This window comes from Bacillus sp. SKDU12 (assembly GCF_010093085.1).
Classification (GTDB): Bacteria; Bacillota; Bacilli; order Bacillales; family Bacillaceae; genus Bacillus; species Bacillus mexicanus.
The window spans coordinates 164,483-185,557 of the sequence record NZ_MSRC01000001.1; the positions used below are offsets into that span (position 1 = coordinate 164,483).

The window sequence follows — 21,075 nt, forward strand, 5'->3', positions numbered from 1 at the left end:
GTCTTATCGCAACCGTAATCTTACCTGTATTTTATAGAATTCTGTTCATAAGTGCAAGCAGGTTTGTATACAATGGGAATGTACCCTGAACGGGCGAAGAATGAGGACAATTATTCGGGTGGAGTTTTGGTTTGACGTTTGGACTCGGCTGATTCGCCGCCGCTTTTCATTTCTCTCACAAAGTCAAAACTTCTGAGAACAGCTTCACCGCCGTAACCTGAAATAATGGATAAGATGACAAGTTGAATTCCTGAATCGGGGTCAGCGGATAATACAAGTAATATGGAAGCAGTCATTCCGATAAACCAATCTTCCAAAAAGCCAAGGTAGATAAACCGCTTCGTCATTCTGGGTTTCTCCAGCCTGCCTCTCTTTTTCACATGACCGAGAATCCCCATGATTCCTCCAATTACACAAGCAATAAGTACCTGATGCAGCATCTTTATCATCACCTTCCTAAAGCCCTTATTTCGTAAAGCGACTTCAGGCCATCCAGCCCCCTTACACGATTTCCGATGATTTTCGATATCTACATACTGGCAAATCTGAAAAAAGCTTGTTTCTTCCATTATATGTGAACACATGATCGGTAAGCTTGATGCATTGGATTCATTTTTCAGCCGGTGACATTTACCTAGTTACTTATTAAGCTTATACAACATTCTTCCGTTCATATGTTCAATTTATGTTCTTAGCTTTAGTGTATACGAGGACAAGCCTTGATGACAAATGACAAATCACAAACCGCCCTTGCTTGAACAAGAACATACGTTATGCTAGGGTTACTGTAGAATTCATTTAATAAAAGGGGAATACTAGGCTTTCACACAGTTAGCTGACTGCCTAAGGGGGATTTACATGGCTAATTTTCAATCATTCGAAATACAAGGACAGCTAGAAATCATCAAAAAAGCGCTTGATCACGCCCGAGTCGGTGTAGTCATTACAGACCCCGCACTCGAAGATAATCCGATCGTCTACGTTAATCATGGATTTATTCAAATGACCGGCTACGAAGCTGAGGATATTGTAGGAAAAAACTGCCGCTTTTTACAGGGGAAACACACAGACCCCGCTAAAGTAGATACCATCAGAACAGCAATACAAAATAAAGAGCCGGTTACCGTTCAGATCCAAAACTATAAAAAAGATGGAACAATGTTCTGGAATGAATTGAATATTGATCCGCTTGAGACCGAAGGCAAGACCTATTTTGTAGGGATTCAAAAAGACATCACCCAGCAAAAAGAGTATGAAAAACTTCTCGAGGATTCCCTCACAGAAATTACCGCACTTTCAACGCCAATTGTCCCAATTCGCAACGGCATTTCGGCTCTTCCGCTAGTCGGTAACCTGACAGAGGAACGATTTCATTCGATCGTTTGCACATTGACGAATATCTTATCAACGTCCAAAGATGATTATTTGATCATTGATTTATCTGGATTGGCCCAAGTGACCGAACAAACTGCCGACCAGATTTTCAAGCTGAGCCATTTGCTGAAATTGACTGGCACTGAATTAATCATTACCGGCATTAAGCCCGAATTGGCCATGAAAATGAATAGATTAGATGCCAATTTTTCATCATTGAAAACATTTTTAAATGTAAAGGATGCCGTTAATGTGCTTCCGATTATGTAAAAAGCTCCCGCCGTCAGGCGGGAGCTTTTATTATGAAATGATTGACGCCTGCTTATTTCTGTCTTTTGCCGGTTTGATCCGTTTGTCATAAAAAAGCGTTGTGGCAATACTGATCATCAGCAACACCAAAAGAGATAAAACAAGAGCCCGAATGCCGAAATGATCAACAAGCAAACCGCCAAACAACGGACCAATCATTCTGCCGCCTGTAGCCGCGCTGTTGACAAAGCCTTGGTAAAATCCTTCCTTCCCTTTAGGGGCAAGCTGGTTGGCAATCGTCGGCACTGCAGGCCAGACAAGCATTTCTCCGATGGTCAGGATCACCATGGCAGCCAGAAACATCGGAAAGTGTTTTGCTGTCAGCAGCATGCTGAAAGATGCAATGAAAATGATAAATCCGATGACCATTTGCGCTTTCAGTGACTCCGCCCATTTTTTCACCACAAAGCTGACAAGCGGCTGGCCAAGCACAATTAAAATTCCGTTAACCGTCCACAGCACGCTGTATAAGGAAAGAGATATTCCAATACTTTGCGTGTATGAAGCAATCGTGGTAGACCATTGAGAATAAGCAAGCCAGCCTAGTACATAGCCGCTGCTTAATATGATCAGCGCGGCAAATTTCGCTTTGCCGTTCACAGCATCATAATCAAGCACGGATGTTTGAGACGCATCCTTCGTCTGAATATTTCGAAATCCGAAATATACGATAAAGAAAAAGAGCAGATACAATACGGCATTCGCCATAAATACGTACGAAAACGAGAAAGACGCCACGACACCGCCAAGCGCTGAGCCGACGGCCACCCCCGCGTTTTGCGCGACATAGATCGCATTAAATGCCTTCCTTCCCCCTTCAGGCCACACTGCCCCAGCCATGGCGTAGCTGGCTGGAAAAACAACACCGGAACCAAAGCCCACAACCGTCAGCAGTGCAATATAGGCAGGCCAATCATGAAAAAAGACAAGACCCATTAAGCTTGCTAACGTAATCGCAATTCCGAGCATAATCGATTTAAACCCGCCGATTTTATCAAACAAAAAACCGCCGCATAAATTTCCTGCTACACTGGCGCCGGAATTCAGCATCAGGACAAGTCCGGCTACTGTTAATGACTTTCCTAATTGATTATGAATATAAATCGTATTCAACGGCCACAAAAAAGAAGCTCCGGTCACATTGATAAACATTCCAATAACTAATATTTTAAGAGCACGCGGCATACTCATCCCCCTTTCTTACCTAAAAAAGCTCATGAAAAAAACGAAACCTAAAACGGCTCCGTACGAATCGAGTGATCATAGCACATTCATTCTATCTGTCTATCTCACATTTTTCAACTGATGAGCGTAAAAAAATCTAACAAATATTGTTTGTAAAATGTAAAATAAATAGAAAAGGGGGAAATTTTATGGAAATGACATTAGCATTCTTAGGTTTTCTTGCATGTCTCCTTTCGCTTGGCTATGGATTGTACCACCTCGCCGGATATATGCTAAAAAAGGAAAAACGTTTCTCTAAAAGACTTTTTTGGCCGCTTTTGATAGTAGGTCTCGTGCTTCTCTTCACCGGAGCAGGATTATCAGAGCCTGATGCCGCTGCAGCAAATGCTGAGAAAAAATATTCAGAGCTGAACACCGAATATAAAAGTCTCGCAAAAGAGCACGAAGCACTTGAGAAAGAATATCAATCTGTCAGCGCTGAAGCAAAGAAATTGAAAGACAGCACAGAAGACCAAGACAAGCTTAAAAAGCTCGAAAAAGAAAATAGCGAACTAAAAAAGACTCAGACATCATTAAAAGCTGAAACAAAAAAACTTCAAGATAATCAAAAACAGCTCAAAGAAGATAAAACAAACCTTGAAAAGCAATTAAGTGAGGCGAAAAGCCAGCCTGCGCGTTCTCATGAAAGCACTAAAAATTCTTCAAGCCATACAAATAAAGCTGGTGAAGTCAAAACAGCTGACAAAACAGAAGGCTGTAACATTAAAGGAAGCAAAAGCGGCATCTATCACACACCAGGCAGTACATACTATGACCGGACAACTGATCCTGCTGAAATGTTCTGCTCAGTTGAAGAGGCTAAAGCCGCCGGCTACCGGGCACCAAAACGATAAGAAAAGCTCCAGAATTTCTGGAGCTTTTCCATTTTATAATGAAGATTTCATTACCTTCTTATAATATTGGACAGATAGAAAACCAAAAATGGAGTAAAGCGCTGTATATATCACCATGACCATAATCATCGGCGTCCACACCTCTGACCCGAATAAAAACCAGCCGGATTGGACGGCGAAGTAGCTGTGGAAAAGACCGACAACGAGCGGAATCCCGAAGTTGTACATTTGTTTGATGCGTATCCCCTTCATCAGATCCCCCTGCGTAAAACCAAGTTTTCTCAAAATCGTATAATTCGGTTTTTCATCTTCACTTTCACCCATTTGTTTAAAATAAAGAATACAGCCTGATGTAATCAGAAACGTTAACCCTAAGAAACCGACGATGAACATCACGATTCCAAACAGTGATTTTTGTGCTATCCCTGTATCCAGTCTTGATAAGTGCTGACCTGTTTTATTCACATTCTGAAAAAGCTCATTTGCCTTTTCCAGCTGGTCTTCATGTTTCACGTTGATGCCGATAAATTCAGATTGCGCCAGCTGAATATGGGGGTCTTTATCTTTGTTCAACCTTTTATACAAGCGGTCATCTACTACCACTGTAGGCATCCCCCCGCTTGTAAACATGTATGATACAAGAAACTCATCTCTTAATCCTTTATAGTGTAATCGATGTGTTTCATTTTTACTTTTTACTTTTATGCTGCCGGAGTCTTTTAAAATCATAAGTTTTTGCAGTAAATCGGTATACCCTGAGAAAACCGCCTCCCCTGAAGCTACGTCGACTCCTGTTACATCTTTGTCGCTCACAACAGCAAGTTGTAATTTGCTAGGATCACCCTGCATTTCTTTCGGATTTCCATCCATAATTTTTGTGACATCAAAAGCCGCTTGCAGAACAGGAGTTTCTTTTTTCACATACGAAATGTTACTTTCACTCAAACTGTTTTCAAATTGTTTGGCATTTTTCTCATTCATGAATGAAAAATCAGCCGCCACGTTTTGTTCAGCACTTTTTTCTGCCGAGTAATAGGAGATGTAAGCAAGAGACAACAGCCCAATGGCGAGCGCTGAAACGGTTGTAATAATCGTCAGCAGCAACGCGTTCGATTTCATTCTGAACATGATCGATGACAGGGACAGGACGTCGGAAATATGTAGGTAGCCGCCCTTGCTTTTTCGAATGATGTTTGAGATAAATGTGACCGATCCTTTATAAAAGAGAAACGTCCCAATAATAACAGTCCCTAAGATAAAGCTCATCGCGCCAAACAGTTCGTTAATGGTCTTAAATTTTCCGCCAAACAGCTCAGAAGACACATAGTATCCTGTCAAAATCAGCACGATGCCTAAAGCGCCGATCAGCATTTGGAAAAATGAAATTCGCTTCACTTTATCTTCAGTAGAAGACACTACTTTAAATAAAGATAAAATGCTTTGTTTTTTGATAAATTTGTAATTCATGAGCATAATCAAGAGGTAAATGCCGCAAAACACAATAATCGTTTGAATTAAGGCTTGATCAGAAAAATACAGTTTTGCATCAGCTTTGACATCGACAATTTTAAATAAGATCATGAGCACAAGCTTTGAGATTGAAAACCCGGCCACTACTCCGATGGCTAAAGAGCCGAAATACAGCATGATATTTTCTGCGCTTAAGATGCGGAAGATTTTATGCTTTGTCATCCCGATTAATTGAAACAGCCCGATTTCTTTACTCCGTCTTTTAATAAATATCGTATTTGCATATAAAATAAAAATCGTCACCACAGCGACAAGCAAAATCGATGCGGTTTTAATAGCCGCGGCTCCCTTGATTGAAGCCTTTACTTCATTAATCGCGGGATCATACTGGAGCGTGACAAAGGCAAAATAAAGCGCCACGCTAAAGATTAGCGCAAACACATACAAATAGTAATTCCGAAGATTCTTTTTTAAATTTCTTAGGATGAGCTGATTAATGTTCATGCTGCACCCCGCCCAACACGCCTTGCGTTTTCATGATATCCTGGAAAAACGTCTGCCTGTCTTGGCCCCCTTTATTCAGCTGGGTGTACATTTGCCCGTCCTTAATAAAAATGACTCTGCCGCAGTAGCTGGCCGCTACCGGATCATGAGTGACCATAATAATCGTAGCGCTGCGTTTCTGATTGAGCTGGCTCAGTTTGTTTAACAGATCAGAGGCCGATTTCGAATCGAGCGCGCCGGTCGGTTCATCAGCGAAGATAATGCTTGGGTCATGAATAAACGCTCTCGCAGCCGATGTTCTCTGCTTCTGGCCGCCGGATATTTCATTCGGGTACTTATCTCGTAATTCATAAATCCCCAGCTCTTTTGCAACTTCCTCAAACTTGCGATTGGCTTCCTTTTTTGACAGTTTCGTGATCGATAGCGGCAAAAGGATATTCTCTTTCACTGTTAATGTGTCTAACAAGTTGTAGTCTTGAAAGATAAAGCCTAAATGCTGTTTTCGAAACTCAGCCAGCTGCTTTTCCTTCATAGCAGTCATTTCGTTTCCGTTAATGTTGATCGTTCCATGACTGACCTGATCAATCGAAGACAGTACGTTAAGCAAAGTGGTTTTGCCCGATCCGGAAGCACCCATAATACTGACAAATTCGCCTTTTTGGATATGAATATCAATGCCCTTCAGCACTTCCTGTTTATTCAGCTTGTTCCCATAGTTTTTTCGAATTTTATTTGCTTCTAAGATCATCATTTCTAAAATCTCCTTTATTTTGGATAATCTCATTATAAAAAGGAATGCCGGGCTTTTCCTTCGATTGGGCGAACAAAAAAGAAAAGCATGTGACATTTTCGTCACATGCTCATGACACGTTCAAATTGATTCCGTTTTGGAAAGATTAATGTAAAAACTGTCCCTGCACCGAACTCCGAATGCACATCAATATGGATCAATAACGGCGTCGCTGCTTTTTTCACCAAGTACAGCCCCATGCCAGTAGAGGCTTGATTATGGTGATCGACTGTGGATGTAAATCCTTTATCAAAAATGCGCGGCACATCTTTTTGATCAATTCCCCTGCCAAAGTCTTTCACTTCAAGCTGCGTCTGTTCCCCTTTTTGAACGCTTTTGATCTCAATGTCAGAGGCTTCGCTGTATTTCACCGCGTTTGTCAGCAGCTGCCGAATGATAAACGCAAGCCATTTCGCATCGCTCAGCACTTCCTCAACCTCCAGCTGAATATCAAAGCCGATCCCTTTCTGGATGCACCATGACTGTAATTCTTTGATTTCCTTGAAGATCAAAGGCCGGAGCTGTATGCGCTCTACAGACAGGTCGTTTTCAATAAATGATATGCGTTTTTGATGAAGCTGCTGATCAAGAAGCAGGTGAATACGTAGCCATTCATATGACAGCTGGGATTTTAAAGCTTGGTCCTCCATTCTATCTATGAGTAAATGCATTGCTGTTAATGGTGTTTTCACTTCATGAATCCAGGCCATCAGCTCATCTTTTTCATTTTCTAAAGCCAAACGATGCTGGGCTGCGGTTTGTTTCAAGTAGTTCGTTTGTCCGGCAATGCTCCTTTCAACCATCGATTCAAACGGCGTTTCCGGTTCATTTATAGCTGTCGCATCAAGATTGTTCTCCCATGTTTTCAAGCTTTTATAAAACGCCGTTTCTTTCCGATAGCGAACCCAAAGGAATATGATAAAAAACAATACACATAAATATACCAGATAAAGAACATTTTCAAAAGAAATGGCAGAATCAACAAAAGCAATAAATAACATCAAAATCTGCTGAAACAAAAACGCGGCAATCCAGCTTCGCCGTTCAATGAGAAACGCTTTAATCATAGAATTGATCCTCTTCCTTCGCGAGATAGCCTTGGCCTACCTTTGTCTCGATATATGCGCCAAGCTGCAGAGCGTCCAGTTTTTTTCGCAGGCGATTGACATTGACGGTCAGCGTATTATCACTTACAAAACGCTCATCGTTCCACAAGCTTCTGATCAGCTCTTCCCGGCTGACGATCTTGTTTTTTTGTTCTATCAATTGTTTGAGAATGAATATTTCGTTTTTCGTCAGTTCTACGGAACCTTTGTCATTGCTGACGAGGTTCTGCTCCGCGTCTATAGCCGCGCCGCACCACGTTTTGATCGCGCTCGGCTCCGTATTATAATGATACACGCGCCGGAAAATTGCTTGGATTTTCGCTATCAGCACATCAAAATGAAACGGTTTTTGAATAAAATCGTCCGCTCCAAGCTGCATAGACATTACCATATCAGCAGGATGATCACGTGAGGATAAAAAGAGAATCGGAACATTTGACCGGGAGCGGATCAGCCGGCACCAATGAAATCCGTCAAACTTAGGCAGCTGGACATCAATAATGACACAATCAGGCTTAACCGCCGCAAATTCCTCAAGCACTTGACTGAAATCCTGAATGCCATATACATCATAAGACCATCCCGTTAACCGATCCTTAATTTCATGAAACAGCGATTCATCATCTTCAATCAGCAAAAGTTTAAACAATCGACTCACCGCACTTTTCCTTTTTTATCAAGTGTATAGCAAAACGCCACCATCATACACTATAAAGAAAGCCGACTGTCTCAGCCGGCTTATACATCTTATAATTCTCTTCTCAGCGCTGTCAGCACGTTGGTTTTTGTCGCTTTTCTCGCCGGGTTCACACCGGAAATCACCGCAACCCCCCCACAAATCACAACAGCGATAATGACAAGGCTCGCCGGGATGTAGGAGAATGTGTAATTCAGATCGCCCGCATCGCTGCCGCTTGTCGCCGCGAGAATCATCGGAACGGCCAGGTTGACAAGGTAGCTCACACCGTAAGAAATGATAATCCCAATCACACAGCCTAAAATTCCGATATACGCGCTTTCCATTAAGAACATACGGCGAATGATAGACGGACTCGCCCCAATCGCTTTCATAATTCCGATCTCCTGCGTTCTTTCTGTCACTGCCATCGTCATCGTGTTGAAAATGCCGATTGCAGAGATAATAACCGCGATACAGCCCACAAAGATCAAGCCGATTTTGAAGACCATGAAGAAGGTGTTGGCTCCCTTAAGCTGCGTTGTTACGGACATCACATGGTAACCGTCATCCGTCAGATCATTTGTCAGCTGTTCAACATGATCAAATTTGTCTGCATACACTTTAGTGCTTTTTTCAACAGAACTGCTGTCTTTGGATAAATCCAGAAACTTCGAAAAATCGTGCTTAAAGCTGTTGCTCACAAAAATATCATTATCTTCCTGCCAATCTGTATTCGGTTTCTTCGTAATGCCGACAATTTTAAAATCATAAGACTTTTCTTCATCAACATTGCCGGTTTCCTCATTTGTTTTAGAGACATTGAGCTGGATCGTTTTATTCAGCACATCTTTTGTAAACCCTTTTGGCTCTTTAACTTCCTCATCATTCACTTGGGATTTGCTGATTTCTTTTTCGTAATCTTCGGAATCCTTTTTCGTCCATAGATACTTAGCAAAATTATATCCAACTACTATTTCGTTTTCTGACTTTGCAGTGCGTCCTTTTGCCAGCTCCATATTGGATTTTAATTCATCGTCCATGTTTGTGAAAACCAAAGTGGAATTCGTATTGGTTCGATCTCCCAGCTTCGCTTCAACCGGTTCGTATACCGTTGTCCTTTCTACCACCGCTTTGACATTGTCATATTTCTCTAAATCAGCCTTTTTAAGATCTTTCCCATCCGATTTTCCGTACACCTGAATTTCCGTTACAATCTGCTGGCTCATCGTCATATCTGTAATCGTCTTTTGAATTCCGAACCCAACCGACGACAGGACAACTAAAAACGCACACGCCATTGTGGTCGCAAGAATCGTCATAAAGACGCGGAGCCTGTTTTTCTTCATATTTCTTCTAATAAAATGAACCTGATCTTTAAACCTCATCGGTAATTCCCCCTTTTAACACACCGTCATGAAGCTGAAATTTTGAATGTCCGATAGAAGCGACCTCATCATCGTGGGTGATGATCACAAATGTAATGCCCCGCTCGCGATTCAATTGCTGGATCAATTCCAACACTTCCTGCTCCGTTTCTGAATCAAGGCTACCCGTCGGCTCATCCGCTAAAATAATAGATGGATTTAAAATCAACGCTCTCGCAATACTGACACGCTGCTGCTGTCCGCCTGACAGTTCATTCGGATAATGAGCGGCGTGATTTTTCAGACCGACTCGCTTCAGCATATCCTGCACCTTTTGCTTGCGCTCAGACGGTTTGATTCCTTTTAACGCCAGCGGCATTTCAACATTCTCATACGTTGTCAGGCCAGGGATCAGCTGAAAGCTTTGAAAAATAAACCCGAAATGATCAAGACGAAACTTCGCCCATTCCTTTTCATTAAAACCCGTCACATCAGCGCCATCAATGACAATCCGCCCTTTTGTCGGCGAGATGTAGCCGGAAATCAAATTCAAAAGCGTTGACTTTCCTGAGCCGCTTCGCCCGACAATACAGGCGATTTCCCCTTTCGCCACGCTTAATGAAACATCCTTCAATACTGGAACTTCATTCTCACGGCCTTTTTTTCCGATCGTGAAAGAATGGTCGATATGCTGAACATCAATCATATTTTCTCTCTCCCCTTACAATAGTTTCGTTTTTTTATAAATCGTAAAATAACTGATCAAAAACCCAATCACAGCACCTGCGGCCATGCCAATTAGGTAGCCGGAAAAGCTCTCGCTTACTGAGTATCCAAAACAGCCAAAACCTAAAATTCCAATGATAATGACGATGACTTGCACCGGGCGATCCAATACTTTCCACAAAAAGAAATATCCGTTTCGATCATTTGCCAGCTTGATGAAGCTGACGTAGCCGATGATGTAGAACATGATGCTCCAAGCTGCCGGAAAGAAAAGGTATTGAGCTGGAGCCATCATCCATTCGGGATTAACAAATATAATTGGGATAATGTACTGAAGCCAATCAGGTATTTCAGTATTTAAAAACGCGCCATTCTGTCCAGATATAATCTCTAAATTTTCAGCTGGTAAAGCAATTAATAGAAAAGGTAAGATAGCAACAGTAAATGAAACCAGCAGCTGTGAAAAAATATTTCCTGTTAAAGCACCTGCGGCCATGACTAGCGAATAAGCCATTAAGCTGATAAGGATCATCCCTATACTAAGGTGATGAAAATGAAGCACTTTTTCAGGATTCAAAAGCATAATCAGCAAAACAGACAAAACATAACCTATGAGCTGCGGCACCACAATCACCATTCCGCCGGTGAGAAACTTCGCATTAAATATCTGCCCTCGTGTATATGGAAGGCTTAATGTAAAATCAAACAAGCTCTTGCTTCGTTCAATTCCAAGCTGGCTGACCGCCAAAACGACACCCAACATCCAAAAGAATGAGGTGAATGTGCCGTTTAAGTAGTTAATCGTAAATACGCAGGTTTCATTCCACTCGTTCTGATGAGCGATGCAGCCTTGATAGGTAAGATACATATTAAAAATCGATAAGGGATTACCTAGAATTGAAACGAAAATGACGATTACTAACAGAGCTTTGTTTTGCTTCCACTCTTTATAAAGCAGGCCGTAATCCGGCATTTGTATGTCCCTCCAAACGCTAAGCCGTTTCTTAATGTCTTACTTTTTTATAGATGGAAAAATAGCTGATCAAAAATCCTACAGTTCCCCCGATAATCATTCCGATAATGTAACCCACTATGGATTTGCCCACAGAATGTCCTATTAAACCGAAACCTAAAATACCCAACACGATGACTAGGATCTGTATAGGCCGATCCAATGTTCTCCACAAAAAGAAGTGTCCATTTCGTTCATTGTGATGCTTTGTAAAACTGATAGATGCAATGAGATAAAAGAGAATACTCATCACTGCAGGAATAAGCAATAAATATTTGCTTTCCATAACCCATGTACCTGATTCCATATACATAAGAGGGGCGAATTCCATCAGTTTATTTTCAAACTGATACTGCTCAATATTAAAAATCAGTTTCCAAGCTTCAACCCCTGAAATGATCTTTAGATTATAAAACGGCAAATCGATAATTAAAAATGGCAATATCGAGGTTGCAAAAGCTGTCAATAACTGAGCAAAAGCATTCCCAGCTAATGTCCCAGCGGCCATTACTAATGAGTAAAACATAAAGCTTGTGATGATCACACCAATGCTTTCATGTCCAAAATAGTTTACCTGTTCGGGTTTTAAAATTAAAATAAGCAGCCATGCCAACAAAAATCCAATCAATTGGGAAAACACAATAACAACAGCGCCTAACCAAAATTTCGTTTGAAAAATTTGTCTTCTTGTATATGGAAGACTTAACAAAAAATCCATCGAACCTTTCGAACGTTCAAGCCCCATCAAGAAAACTGCCAATATAATTCCTATAACCCAATTTCTTTGAATGTTGCTATTTATATGGTAATTCAAAATAAAAGAACAATAATGCGGATCATAATGCGCCAGACACGCCTGGCTGCTTGTATATCCGTGATAAACCATTAAAGGATTTGCAAACACTAAAAACACAATACTAAGCAAAATCACCACTTGATTCTGCTTCCACTCTCGATAGAGGAGACCTCGGTTTACCATCTCCGCTTCCCTCCAAACTTCGCAATAAACACTTCTTCCAAGTTGACAGGAAGCTCGTTCCACACTTTTGGCTTCAGCTCTTTTAAAAAGCTCTTCTTCTCTTCGTCGCTTTTCGGAATCAGCACCGTGTAAAACACGCCGGCCTGATCAAGCATCGGAATGTTTTGCTCTCTGATCGCCAAATTGACATCTGTGTCAAAAGCCATTTGAATTTTGATATATTCTTCTTTTAACTCATCCATATCCATGACATTGGTCAGCCTGTTGTCTTCAAGAAACCCAATTCGGTTGCACATCCGTTCTATATCCTCAAGCCGGTGAGAAGTGATGAGAATGCTTGTATCACGTTCCGCCACTTCATCGATCATCAGCTGAAGCACGTCATGCCTTGTCACCGCATCAATCCCGTCCGTCGGCTCATCAAGAAGAATCAGCGCCGGTCTCGCCGCAAACGAGAGTACGAGCGACAGCTGTTTTTTCAAGCCTGTCGACAGCTCGCGATATTTTTTCGTTTCCGGAATTTCGTATCTGTTCATCAATTCATTCGCATACGTGACATCAAACTTCGGATACATTCTTCTCAGGATATCGACCAGCTGCTTGTATGTATACTTATCGTAAAAAGGATTCTGAACAGGCATGTAGATGATATTCTGTTTCACCTTCGGATGCTTTTTGATTTCTACGCCGTCAAACAAAACCGTCCCGCTGTCCGCGAAAATGATTTGCTGGATTAAACGAAGCATTGTCGTTTTGCCTGATCCGTTGCGGCCAAGCAATCCGAAGATTTCTCCTTTTTCGATTGTTAATGAAACGTCCTTTAATACTTGATGGCCGTCAATCGTTTTTGACAGCTGCCGTAGTTCAATCATTTCCTTTTCCTCCCTTCACATCAGCGCTGATTTCCTTTATCCATTCTTGCAGTTTCTCCAGCTCAACCCCTGCATAGTGCGCATCGATGATGAGCTGTTTGAGTTGCTCTTTAATCATCGTCATCTTCCCTTCAACCAATGTCGTTTTTGCACGCTCCGATATATACGTTCCTCTGCCGCGCAGCGTTTCGATAATTCCCTCTCGTTCAAGCTCTTTATATGCTTTGCTGACAGTGTTTGGATTTGCGATAATGATCGTCGCCAATTCTCTGACAGAAGGAAGCTTATCACCAGGCCTCATGATCCCTTTCAAACAAAGCTCTTTCATTTGCTGAATAATTTGTTCGTAAATCGGTGTTGAGCTTCTTGGATCGATTTGAATCATTTACTTCCCTACTTTCTATACGATCTGATCCTTTTTATAGATAAAACTGATCAATTATACTTTTTTGCCATTCAAAACCGATCATCACAAGAACAATAAAAAAAGAACAAGCGATTACAGATGCCGCAATCAGCAAGGGCACGTTACGTTTGTTTCGTTTTTTACGTTTCATAACTGCCTCCCTTAATTTCAATATATAAATGATTTTATTTTAGTGTCTATAGTGTATTATGTCAATTAGTACACTTAATACAATAAATACTTAAGCATATAAAGTCAATCCTTTTTTACAAAAAAAACGGACCCTTCCAAAGGGTCCGTCGTTTCTTACACATCAAGAGGATGCTGCAATATCATATTGTTTTGCAACGTTTGAAGCTGGAGCCTCATTCTGTACAGCTGTTCTCTCTGCTGTTCATTTGAAGACAGCCACAGCTTATTCAAGGCATTTACCGCATTTTCAAGCTGCATTTGTGCATCACTGTATTCTTGCTCGTTATAATGCTCTTGTTTTGAAGCGGTTGTCAGCTGCTCTTCAGCATAATCATATGCCTGCATACATTGCTGGAGATGTTCATCTACTGATTGTCTTGTTGCCACAGTAACCCCTCCTCTTGGTAATGGAAACAATCCATCTTTCATATTGTAGCCTCATCTGACTTCATTCAATAAAGTAATTTATGGTCGATATTCATTTGTTCTCTTGTGAAATGCGTGCTACAATTTTAGGATGCAATCGTACGCAAGGAGGCACATGAATTGTGATGCAGAACAATCCTTTTCCTTATTCTAATACGGAAAAACGCTATCATACATTGAATTATCATCTTAGAGAACATTTCGGCCATAAGGTATTTAAAGTGGCGCTGGACGGCGGCTTTGACTGTCCGAACCGTGACGGCACCGTTGCCCATGGCGGCTGTACATTTTGCAGCGCAGCAGGCTCTGGCGATTTCGCCGGAAACCGGGCCGATGATTTAATTACGCAATTCCATGACATTAAAAACCGCATGCACGAAAAATGGAAGGACGGCAAATACATCGCCTATTTTCAGGCTTTCACCAATACGCATGCGCCTGTTGAAGAGCTTCGCGAGAAATTCGAATCTGTCCTCGCGCTTGATGATGTGGTCGGCATTTCGATCGCCACGCGCCCAGACTGTCTGCCCGATGATGTCGTTGAATATTTAGCAGAGCTGAATGAACGCACATATTTGTGGGTTGAGCTTGGGCTTCAAACGGTTCATGAACGGACAGCTCTTCTGATCAATCGCGCACATGATTTTACCTGCTATACAGAAGGTGTCGATAAATTAAGAAAACACGGCATACGTGTCTGCTCGCATATCATCAACGGACTGCCGCTGGAAGATCGGGATATGATGATGGAAACAGCAAAGGCAGTCGCAGATTTGGACGTCCAAGGCATTAAAATCCATCTGCTGCACCTATTGAAAGGCACGCCGATGGTCAAGCAATATGAAAAAGGGAAACTGGAATTTCTTTCTCAAGATGACTATGTGCAGCTCGTCTGTGATCAGCTTGAAATCATTCCCCCGGAAATGATCGTCCACCGTATTACAGGTGACGGACCGATTGAGTTGATGATCGGGCCCATGTGGAGCGTTAACAAATGGGAAGTGCTTGGCGCCATTAATAAAGAGCTTGAAAATCGCGGCAGCTATCAAGGAAAATTGTTTCAGCGGCTTCAGGAGGGACCTGCTTTATGATTTTGAAAAAAATTCTCCCTTATAGTAAAGAACTGCTGAAAATGGCCGCGGGAGAAGGAGATATCGTCGTAGATGCAACGATGGGCAATGGACATGATACGCAATTTTTAGCGGAGCTTGTCGGTGAACACGGCCATGTGTACGCATTCGACATTCAGGAATCAGCTGTGGCAAATACGAAGGAACGGCTTGGTGAGATTTATCAACAGAGAGCAACATTATTTCACAAAAGCCATGACAAAATCGCTGAATCTCTCCCGCCGGAAACACACGGTAAAGTGGCAGCCGCTATGTTTAACCTCGGCTATCTGCCTGGCGGAGACAAATCGATTACGACGAGCGGGAATTCAACCATTCAAGCAATTGAACAGCTGCTCAGCATCATGAAAGAGGAAGGCCTGATTGTTCTGGTCGTTTATCATGGCCATCCGGAAGGCAAAGCAGAAAAAAATGACGTGCTCGACTTTTGCCAAGGTTTGGATCAAGAAGCTGTCCGAGTGTTAACATACGGATTTATCAACCAGCAAAATGATCCGCCATTTATTGTCGCCATCGAAAAAAAAGCTCAAATCAGCAAATGATTTGAGCTTTTTTCTTTGCGTTTTTCATCCAGGCCATTTTTTGAAATTTACGGTAGGCTCTGCCATTAATATAAAAGAAAAAGGAGGTTTTTCCGCTTGCTTTGATCAGCTTTTTCGCGAGCCGGCCCATTTTCTTTTGGCCCGCCACTTTATCATCTGACAAATAAACGCCCAGCAAGCCTCGGTTAATTAACCGATGGAAGTTTTCATGCGGAATGCCTTGCAAATGCTCGTCGGCTTTTTGGATAAAGTGTTCAAGCCGCTTCATCATTTCTTCATGCGATTCGTAATACGAGCAGAAATTCAAGTCCCCTTCCAGCAAGTCCTCCTCTTGGTCAATCAAATAATCAAGCAGAATGTGAAGACCTTGTATGTAAGGAAAATAGCTATTGCGGATTTTTTTAGCGGTGTTTTCTGTGAACTCAGTCTGGAATGAATACGCAACAAGACAGAAAATGCCTAACGTCGAGCCTGCACAAGCTGAAAATTCATACCATTCCATCTTAGGAAGCTCTGATTCATATTGAGCAAACCACTTTTCAAGCCGCGGAACACGTTCATGCTCAATGACATGTTTATGCACCTGCAAATCACAATAATAGCTGCACAGCTCAAGCAGATAAGGTTTAATCAGATGATAATGCTCAATTGAACCAAGAACACGCTGGCACGTTTTAACCAATTCATGCAAATATCCGCTGTCATCTTGCTCTTCTCTGAACTGGTAGTAATTTTGCGGTTCCGCCCCCACTGTCAGTGCGTCCTGCATTGAGGCATGGAGCATTCTGAAATCCTGCGGGTCAAGCGAGGTGCTGCGGTCACACAAATTGTCCAAGTAATCGCTGATTGTTTGATACGCGGTGATAAACTCGACACATTTTTGCTTTTGATTGCCTGACAACAAGGCCAGTATGCCGCCACCTTCACAGTGGAACGTTTTGTCACGAATACTTGCGGTTGCCTGTGCTTTTAATTCACTGTTATGAATTGATTCTGATTTTTGTTTCCATATGTCCAGCTCTTGATGGACGAGCGGAAAAATGTCTCGATATACCTTTGCCATCAGTCCAAAAGGATGTTCCGGTACTGTCAACACATGCACCCCCCATTAGTTCAAATATATTGATCAGTAAACGCTCTTGCTGTTTTAAAAACATCTTCTCTTTCTGGTTCATTAAATATTTCATGATAAAGCCCTTCCCACTCTCTATACGCTTTATTGCGGGAAGCAACACCTGAAAACCACTTGATGACCATCGTTTTATCGACGAGCTTATCGTCACCAGCCTGCATGACAAGAAGCGGCACATTTAAAAACGCATCTGTCGGCACCATTGCTGACTCAATTGTTTTTAACAGTTCTCTGTACCATCTGACAGATACCTTTCTGACGTATAACGAGTCATTTTGGTCGGCCTCGATGATGTCCTCATTGCGCGTCGCCATATCAAGTGATAATCCCGAATCAACCCTAAGCGACGGAGCAATGACATTCAAGCCTCTTGATGCAAAATCAAGCGCTTTATTGACCTTAATTTGCAGTCCGAGACACGGGGATGATAAAATGATTCCCGTAATGCGGGGATTTCTTTGCTGTTTAAACCATTCAATCGCGACCAGGCCGCCCATGCTGTGACCAAGAAGAAAAACCGGCAGCTCAAAGGTTCGCGCTTTATCTATCCAAGTATCTACTTCATCAATGTATTCTTGAAATGAGCGAATATGACCTCTGGCTCTTGTGGTTGTCCCCTGACCCGGCAAGTCGCCCATAACCACGTGATAGCCTGAGGATCTCCACATTTCAATCAGCCATTTATATCGTCCGTGATATTCACTTGCCCCATGAATGATCACAATCACGGCAACAGGTCTGTCTGCTTTCCAGGTCCACATGCTCTTCACCTCATACGAAATTTAAATAGAGAAAGAAGGAGGAATACTTATGATCTGCCCTTATCATGAACACATGCCAGATATCCATCCAACAGCCTTTATAGCTGAGAACGCAACCATTACCGGCGACGTCGTTATCGGAGAACAGTCCAGCATTTGGTTTTCTGTTGTCATAAGAGGAGATGTCGCGCCGACCCGGATCGGAAATAGAGTCAATATCCAAGATTTAAGCTGCCTCCATCAAAGCCCGAACCGGACGCTTCTCATTGAAGATGACGCCACGATAGGCCATCAGGTTACACTTCATAGCGCTGTCATCCGCAAAAACGCCTTAATTGGCATGGGCTCAATCATCTTAGACGGAGCTGAAATTGGCGAAGGCGCCTTTATTGGTGCCGGCAGTCTTGTTCCGTCTGGAAAAATCATTCCGCCTGGCCAACTCGCCTTTGGCTGTCCTGCAAAGGTCATCCGTCCTTTGACGGAAGAAGACCGAAAAGATATGCAAAGAATACGGTCTGAATATGTAGCAAAGGGCCAATACTATCAATCACTCCAACAAACATAAGACCTGTTTCGTCTTACTTTACCATTTTTTAAATTATGTTTGAAAGCAATAACCATCCTTTCCCCGGACGTAATAACAGTTCGGGGTTTGATTTTTCCATAAAACGTTCACATAGTACATGACATGTATAACTTTTATCTTATCATAAAACTGTAACAGCCTCTGCAAAACATATCCCTATTCTTTCCTGTTCTCTGTTTTCTATGAGCACACAAAAAGGGCCTGAGAGCTCTTTTTGTTAGCAAATATTTCGTTCACTGGCAACAGCCTTATTTTTCTTATGAAAACACGGCAAGTTCAAATACCGGTCCAACACACAACTGGTCTTTTATCGGGACTGCAGATGCCAATGATACATATGACGGAAAGAGTGTCTTTAGTGGCTGAGGTGGTACAGAATTGTTCCTCGGCTCCGTAGCAGCTGTTCAATGAGCAGGTTCGGGTCATTTGGCAGCGTATGTCATAAGAGGCTGGTTATATTTTTTATTATCTTCGAGTTCGCGGTACAGCTCTTGTTTTGCAAGCTCCTCTAGAAAAAAATATCAATAAGTCATTTTTCTGAATTTTTAGTTCATATCGGATAAAAGAATAATAACAAGGCTTTCGACGAATCGAAAGCCTTGTTATTTGTTATACAAAAATGACTTCTTTAGGCTGATGGTTCAGCTCTTCAGGCATATACCGTTTTTCGATATTGATGCTGTGCCAAATCATAAAGATCAGGACAGTCCAGATTTTACGGCTGTTATCAGCCTTGTCCGCACAATGGTCTTCAAGAAGCTGAAGAACATAATCTTTATGGATATAAGCATCCGTTTGGCTTTCCTGAATAATATTCCGCACCCATTCGTTCATTTCATTTTTCAGCCAATGACGGATCGGTACAGGGAAACCAAGCTTTTTGCGATTTAATACGTGCTCAGGCACAATTCCTTCAGCGGCTTTGCGAAGGAGGTACTTCGTTGTACCATTCTTCGTTTTCAGCTCATCTGGAATTTTTGAAGCGACGTCAAATACGACTTTATCCAAGAATGGCACACGCAGTTCCAAAGAATTCGCCATTGTCATTTTGTCCGCTTTTAACAAAATATCGCCGCGCATCCAAGTATGGATATCGACATACTGCATTTTATTAATATCGCTGTATGAGCTACTTTCTGTAAAGTAAGTCTTCGTCACGTCACGATATGAAAGGTTCGGATTATAATGCTTGAGCAGCTGCTTTTTGACAGACTCTTCAAAGATCTTCGCGTTACCGATATAACGGTCTTGAAGCGGAGTACAGCCGCGCTCAAGCAGGCTCTTCCCTCTCATTCCTTCAGGCATAACGGCCGCAACATGAAGAAGCATCTTTTTCAGGCCGGACGGAATGCGCTCAAACGGCTTAAGCGAAAGCGGTTCACGGTAAATGTTATATCCGCCGAAGAGCTCGTCTGCACCTTCACCTGATAAAGCAACTGTGACATGTTTTTTCGCTTCTTTTGCCACAAAATACAATGGAATTGCCGCCGGATCAGCAAGCGGATCATCAAAATGCCATACAATCTTCGGAAGCTCATTCATGTATTCCTCAGGCGAAATGACTTTGCTGATATTTTCAATACCAAGCGCAGCCGCAGTTTCTTTCGCTACATCAACTTCACTGAAGCCCTGCTGTTCAAATCCGACAGAAAAGGTTTTTAAGCTTGGATGTAATTCTTTCGCAACGGATACAATAAAAGAAGAATCAATTCCGCCAGACAGGAATGAACCGACAGGAACGTCACTTCTCATATGAACGTTCACAGAGTCATAGATCGCGTCTCTGACCTCTTTCACAAGCTTGTCTTCTTCAGTCTGAACCGGTTTAAAGTTCGCTTTGAAATACGTTTTGAATGTGATATCTCCGTCCGGGCGGATGGTGAACTGTGAACCCGGCTCTACTTTTTTCACATTTGCATCAAGCGTGCTTGGTTCAGGAACGAATTGGAAAGACATGTATTGCTGCAATGCCTCTTTATCTATTTCAATATCATTCTGGGCAACCATTAAACTTTTTCTCTCTGAGGCAAAATACACCTGATCATTGATCGTTGTGTAGTACAATGGTTTAATGCCGAATGGATCTCTTGCTCCATAAAGAACATGATCGTTTTTATTCCAAATCAGAAAAGCAAACATACCGCGCAGTTTGGACGCAGCTTCTTCTTTATAGTGACGGTAAGTCGCAAGAAGAACCTCTGTGTCCGAATCTGTGTTGAATGTATACCCCTTAGCTTCAAGTTCTTCTCTCAGTTCAATATAGTTGTAGATTTCTCCGTTAAAGATAATCCAATATGTTTCATCTTCATATGATAAAGGCTGTCCGCCATTTTCTACGTCAATAATGCTGAGCCGTCTGAATCCAAATCCAACGTGCTCATCATGGAAATATCCATCACTGTCAGGACCGCGGTGAACGATCATTTGGTTCATTTGTTTGATTAGTTCTTCTTGATCAGCGGTTTGAGCTAACGGATGCTTGTTAAAAACCCCGACAAATCCACACATAGTATTGCCTCCATAATTAAAATTGTCATCATTGAACCCCTATTTATAGACGCTGTGAATAATATTTGGTTTCACAGTATGTAAAAAAATAAACATGAATACAACGATAAAAAAGGAAAGCCGCTTACC

General features: G+C 42.0%; 22 protein-coding genes and 1 other annotated feature (1 of these 23 running past the window's edge). Of the genes, 5 read left to right on the plus strand and 17 right to left on the minus strand.

Going from position 1 to position 21,075, the window contains the following annotated elements; all coding sequences use genetic code 11:
* Positions 1-8 (minus strand) — a binding site (T-box leader) (it extends 207 nt beyond the left edge of the window).
* A gap of 102 nt (positions 9-110) precedes the next feature.
* Positions 111-446, minus strand: a complete 336-nt coding sequence (locus BTW01_RS00795) for a DUF4257 domain-containing protein (RefSeq protein ID WP_162101214.1) — start codon at positions 444-446, stop codon at positions 111-113.
* 412 nt (positions 447-858) lie between these two features.
* Between BTW01_RS00795 and BTW01_RS00800 the strand changes: the two genes are divergently transcribed.
* Complete coding sequence (locus tag BTW01_RS00800; RefSeq protein ID WP_162101165.1) at positions 859-1,644, plus strand: blue-light photoreceptor; 786 nt, start codon at positions 859-861, stop codon at positions 1,642-1,644.
* A 30-nt stretch (positions 1,645-1,674) separates the two neighbouring features.
* On the opposite strand, the gene BTW01_RS00805 is transcribed toward BTW01_RS00800, so the two are convergent.
* Complete coding sequence (locus BTW01_RS00805) at positions 1,675-2,868, minus strand: MDR family MFS transporter (protein ID WP_162101166.1); 1,194 nt, start codon at positions 2,866-2,868, stop codon at positions 1,675-1,677.
* A gap of 188 nt (positions 2,869-3,056) precedes the next feature.
* Between BTW01_RS00805 and BTW01_RS00810 the strand changes: the two genes are divergently transcribed.
* The gene (locus BTW01_RS00810) at positions 3,057-3,761 is read left to right on the plus strand and encodes a hypothetical protein (protein ID WP_162101167.1); all 705 of its coding nucleotides are present in this window, start codon (positions 3,057-3,059) and stop codon (positions 3,759-3,761) included.
* Positions 3,762-3,794: 33 nt separating this feature from the next.
* Here BTW01_RS00810 and BTW01_RS00815 read toward each other — a convergent pair whose 3' ends face one another.
* The 12 genes from BTW01_RS00815 to BTW01_RS00870 all read right to left on the minus strand — a co-directional run bounded on the left by BTW01_RS00815 (position 3,795) and on the right by BTW01_RS00870 (position 14,248).
* The gene (locus BTW01_RS00815) at positions 3,795-5,735 is read right to left on the minus strand and encodes an ABC transporter permease (protein WP_162101168.1); all 1,941 of its coding nucleotides are present in this window, start codon (positions 5,733-5,735) and stop codon (positions 3,795-3,797) included.
* Positions 5,725-6,486, minus strand: a complete 762-nt coding sequence (bceA, locus tag BTW01_RS00820) for a bacitracin ABC transporter ATP-binding protein BceA (RefSeq protein ID WP_162101169.1) — start codon at positions 6,484-6,486, stop codon at positions 5,725-5,727. The genes BTW01_RS00815 and bceA overlap by 11 nt, the downstream gene beginning before the upstream one ends.
* Positions 6,487-6,587: 101 nt before the next feature.
* The gene (locus BTW01_RS00825; RefSeq protein ID WP_162101170.1) at positions 6,588-7,592 is read right to left on the minus strand and encodes a HAMP domain-containing histidine kinase; all 1,005 of its coding nucleotides are present in this window, start codon (positions 7,590-7,592) and stop codon (positions 6,588-6,590) included.
* Entirely contained in the window at positions 7,585-8,280 is a 696-nt protein-coding gene (gene bceR / locus BTW01_RS00830) for a two-component response regulator BceR (protein ID WP_162101215.1), read from the minus strand. The genes BTW01_RS00825 and bceR overlap by 8 nt, the downstream gene beginning before the upstream one ends.
* A 98-nt stretch (positions 8,281-8,378) precedes the next feature.
* The gene (locus BTW01_RS00835; protein WP_162101171.1) at positions 8,379-9,695 is read right to left on the minus strand and encodes an ABC transporter permease; all 1,317 of its coding nucleotides are present in this window, start codon (positions 9,693-9,695) and stop codon (positions 8,379-8,381) included.
* A complete protein-coding gene (gene ytrE / locus BTW01_RS00840; protein ID WP_162101172.1) occupies positions 9,685-10,380 on the minus strand; it encodes an ABC transporter ATP-binding protein YtrE in 696 nt (231 codons plus the stop codon). The genes BTW01_RS00835 and ytrE overlap by 11 nt, the downstream gene beginning before the upstream one ends.
* A gap of 15 nt (positions 10,381-10,395) precedes the next feature.
* Positions 10,396-11,373 carry an ABC-2 transporter permease gene (locus BTW01_RS00845; RefSeq protein ID WP_162101173.1) on the minus strand — a complete coding sequence of 326 codons (978 nt, stop codon included), beginning with the start codon at positions 11,371-11,373 and terminating at the stop codon, positions 10,396-10,398.
* Between the two features lie 31 nt (positions 11,374-11,404).
* On the minus strand, positions 11,405-12,391 hold the full coding sequence (locus tag BTW01_RS00850; protein ID WP_162101174.1) for an ABC transporter permease: 987 nt from the start codon (positions 12,389-12,391) through the stop codon (positions 11,405-11,407).
* The gene (gene ytrB / locus BTW01_RS00855) at positions 12,385-13,263 is read right to left on the minus strand and encodes an ABC transporter ATP-binding protein YtrB (protein WP_162101175.1); all 879 of its coding nucleotides are present in this window, start codon (positions 13,261-13,263) and stop codon (positions 12,385-12,387) included. Before ytrB ends, BTW01_RS00850 begins: the two co-directional genes overlap by 7 nt.
* On the minus strand, positions 13,256-13,648 hold the full coding sequence (ytrA, locus tag BTW01_RS00860; protein ID WP_162101176.1) for a GntR family transcriptional regulator YtrA: 393 nt from the start codon (positions 13,646-13,648) through the stop codon (positions 13,256-13,258). Before ytrA ends, ytrB begins: the two co-directional genes overlap by 8 nt.
* 34 nt (positions 13,649-13,682) lie before the next feature.
* Positions 13,683-13,820, minus strand: a complete 138-nt coding sequence (locus BTW01_RS00865) for a hypothetical protein (RefSeq protein ID WP_162101177.1) — start codon at positions 13,818-13,820, stop codon at positions 13,683-13,685.
* Between the two features lie 155 nt (positions 13,821-13,975).
* Positions 13,976-14,248, minus strand: coding sequence for a YtzC family protein (locus BTW01_RS00870; RefSeq protein WP_162101178.1), 273 nt, complete (start codon positions 14,246-14,248; stop codon positions 13,976-13,978).
* 161 nt (positions 14,249-14,409) lie between these two features.
* On the opposite strand from BTW01_RS00870, the gene BTW01_RS00875 reads away from it, so the two are divergent.
* Positions 14,410-15,378, plus strand: a complete 969-nt coding sequence (locus tag BTW01_RS00875) for a TIGR01212 family radical SAM protein (protein ID WP_162101179.1) — start codon at positions 14,410-14,412, stop codon at positions 15,376-15,378.
* Positions 15,375-15,959 carry a class I SAM-dependent methyltransferase gene (locus tag BTW01_RS00880; protein ID WP_162101180.1) on the plus strand — a complete coding sequence of 195 codons (585 nt, stop codon included), beginning with the start codon at positions 15,375-15,377 and terminating at the stop codon, positions 15,957-15,959. The genes BTW01_RS00875 and BTW01_RS00880 overlap by 4 nt, the downstream gene beginning before the upstream one ends.
* Here BTW01_RS00880 and tbcS read toward each other — a convergent pair.
* Entirely contained in the window at positions 15,949-17,052 is a 1,104-nt protein-coding gene (gene tbcS / locus BTW01_RS00885; protein ID WP_162101181.1) for a tetraprenyl-beta-curcumene synthase, read from the minus strand. The two genes, BTW01_RS00880 and tbcS, sit on opposite strands and share 11 nt — an antisense overlap.
* A 20-nt stretch (positions 17,053-17,072) precedes the next feature.
* On the minus strand, positions 17,073-17,852 hold the full coding sequence (ytpA, locus tag BTW01_RS00890) for a phospholipase YtpA (protein ID WP_162101182.1): 780 nt from the start codon (positions 17,850-17,852) through the stop codon (positions 17,073-17,075).
* A 49-nt stretch (positions 17,853-17,901) separates the two neighbouring features.
* On the opposite strand from ytpA, the gene BTW01_RS00895 reads away from it, so the two are divergent.
* Positions 17,902-18,417: a gamma carbonic anhydrase family protein gene (locus BTW01_RS00895; RefSeq protein WP_162101183.1), complete on the plus strand. Its 516-nt coding sequence runs from the start codon at positions 17,902-17,904 to the stop codon at positions 18,415-18,417.
* A gap of 630 nt (positions 18,418-19,047) precedes the next feature.
* On the opposite strand, the gene asnB is transcribed toward BTW01_RS00895, so the two are convergent.
* Positions 19,048-20,946 carry an asparagine synthase (glutamine-hydrolyzing) gene (gene asnB, locus BTW01_RS00900; RefSeq protein ID WP_162101184.1) on the minus strand — a complete coding sequence of 633 codons (1,899 nt, stop codon included), beginning with the start codon at positions 20,944-20,946 and terminating at the stop codon, positions 19,048-19,050.
* Positions 20,947-21,075 lie beyond the last annotated feature (129 nt).

Excerpts from the sequence above, each read along its gene's own strand:
- ytpA (WP_162101182.1), bottom strand. The coding sequence starts at position 17,852 with ATGTGGACCTGGAAAGCAGACAGACCTGTTGCCGTGATTGTGATCATT.
- BTW01_RS00800 (WP_162101165.1), top strand. The coding sequence starts at position 859 with ATGGCTAATTTTCAATCATTCGAAATACAAGGACAGCTAGAAATCATC.
- BTW01_RS00815 (WP_162101168.1), bottom strand. The coding sequence starts at position 5,735 with ATGAACATTAATCAGCTCATCCTAAGAAATTTAAAAAAGAATCTTCGG.
- asnB (WP_162101184.1), bottom strand. The coding sequence starts at position 20,946 with ATGTGTGGATTTGTCGGGGTTTTTAACAAGCATCCGTTAGCTCAAACC.
- ytrA (WP_162101176.1), bottom strand. The coding sequence starts at position 13,648 with ATGATTCAAATCGATCCAAGAAGCTCAACACCGATTTACGAACAAATT.
- ytrB (WP_162101175.1), bottom strand. The coding sequence starts at position 13,263 with ATGATTGAACTACGGCAGCTGTCAAAAACGATTGACGGCCATCAAGTA.
- BTW01_RS00810 (WP_162101167.1), top strand. The coding sequence starts at position 3,057 with ATGGAAATGACATTAGCATTCTTAGGTTTTCTTGCATGTCTCCTTTCG.
- BTW01_RS00835 (WP_162101171.1), bottom strand. The coding sequence starts at position 9,695 with ATGAGGTTTAAAGATCAGGTTCATTTTATTAGAAGAAATATGAAGAAA.
- BTW01_RS00825 (WP_162101170.1), bottom strand. The coding sequence starts at position 7,592 with ATGATTAAAGCGTTTCTCATTGAACGGCGAAGCTGGATTGCCGCGTTT.
- BTW01_RS00845 (WP_162101173.1), bottom strand. The coding sequence starts at position 11,373 with ATGCCGGATTACGGCCTGCTTTATAAAGAGTGGAAGCAAAACAAAGCT.
- BTW01_RS00865 (WP_162101177.1), bottom strand. The coding sequence starts at position 13,820 with ATGAAACGTAAAAAACGAAACAAACGTAACGTGCCCTTGCTGATTGCG.
- BTW01_RS00895 (WP_162101183.1), top strand. The coding sequence starts at position 17,902 with ATGATCTGCCCTTATCATGAACACATGCCAGATATCCATCCAACAGCC.
- ytrE (WP_162101172.1), bottom strand. The coding sequence starts at position 10,380 with ATGATTGATGTTCAGCATATCGACCATTCTTTCACGATCGGAAAAAAA.
- bceA (WP_162101169.1), bottom strand. The coding sequence starts at position 6,486 with ATGATGATCTTAGAAGCAAATAAAATTCGAAAAAACTATGGGAACAAG.
- BTW01_RS00850 (WP_162101174.1), bottom strand. The coding sequence starts at position 12,391 with ATGGTAAACCGAGGTCTCCTCTATCGAGAGTGGAAGCAGAATCAAGTG.
- BTW01_RS00880 (WP_162101180.1), top strand. The coding sequence starts at position 15,375 with ATGATTTTGAAAAAAATTCTCCCTTATAGTAAAGAACTGCTGAAAATG.
- BTW01_RS00805 (WP_162101166.1), bottom strand. The coding sequence starts at position 2,868 with ATGCCGCGTGCTCTTAAAATATTAGTTATTGGAATGTTTATCAATGTG.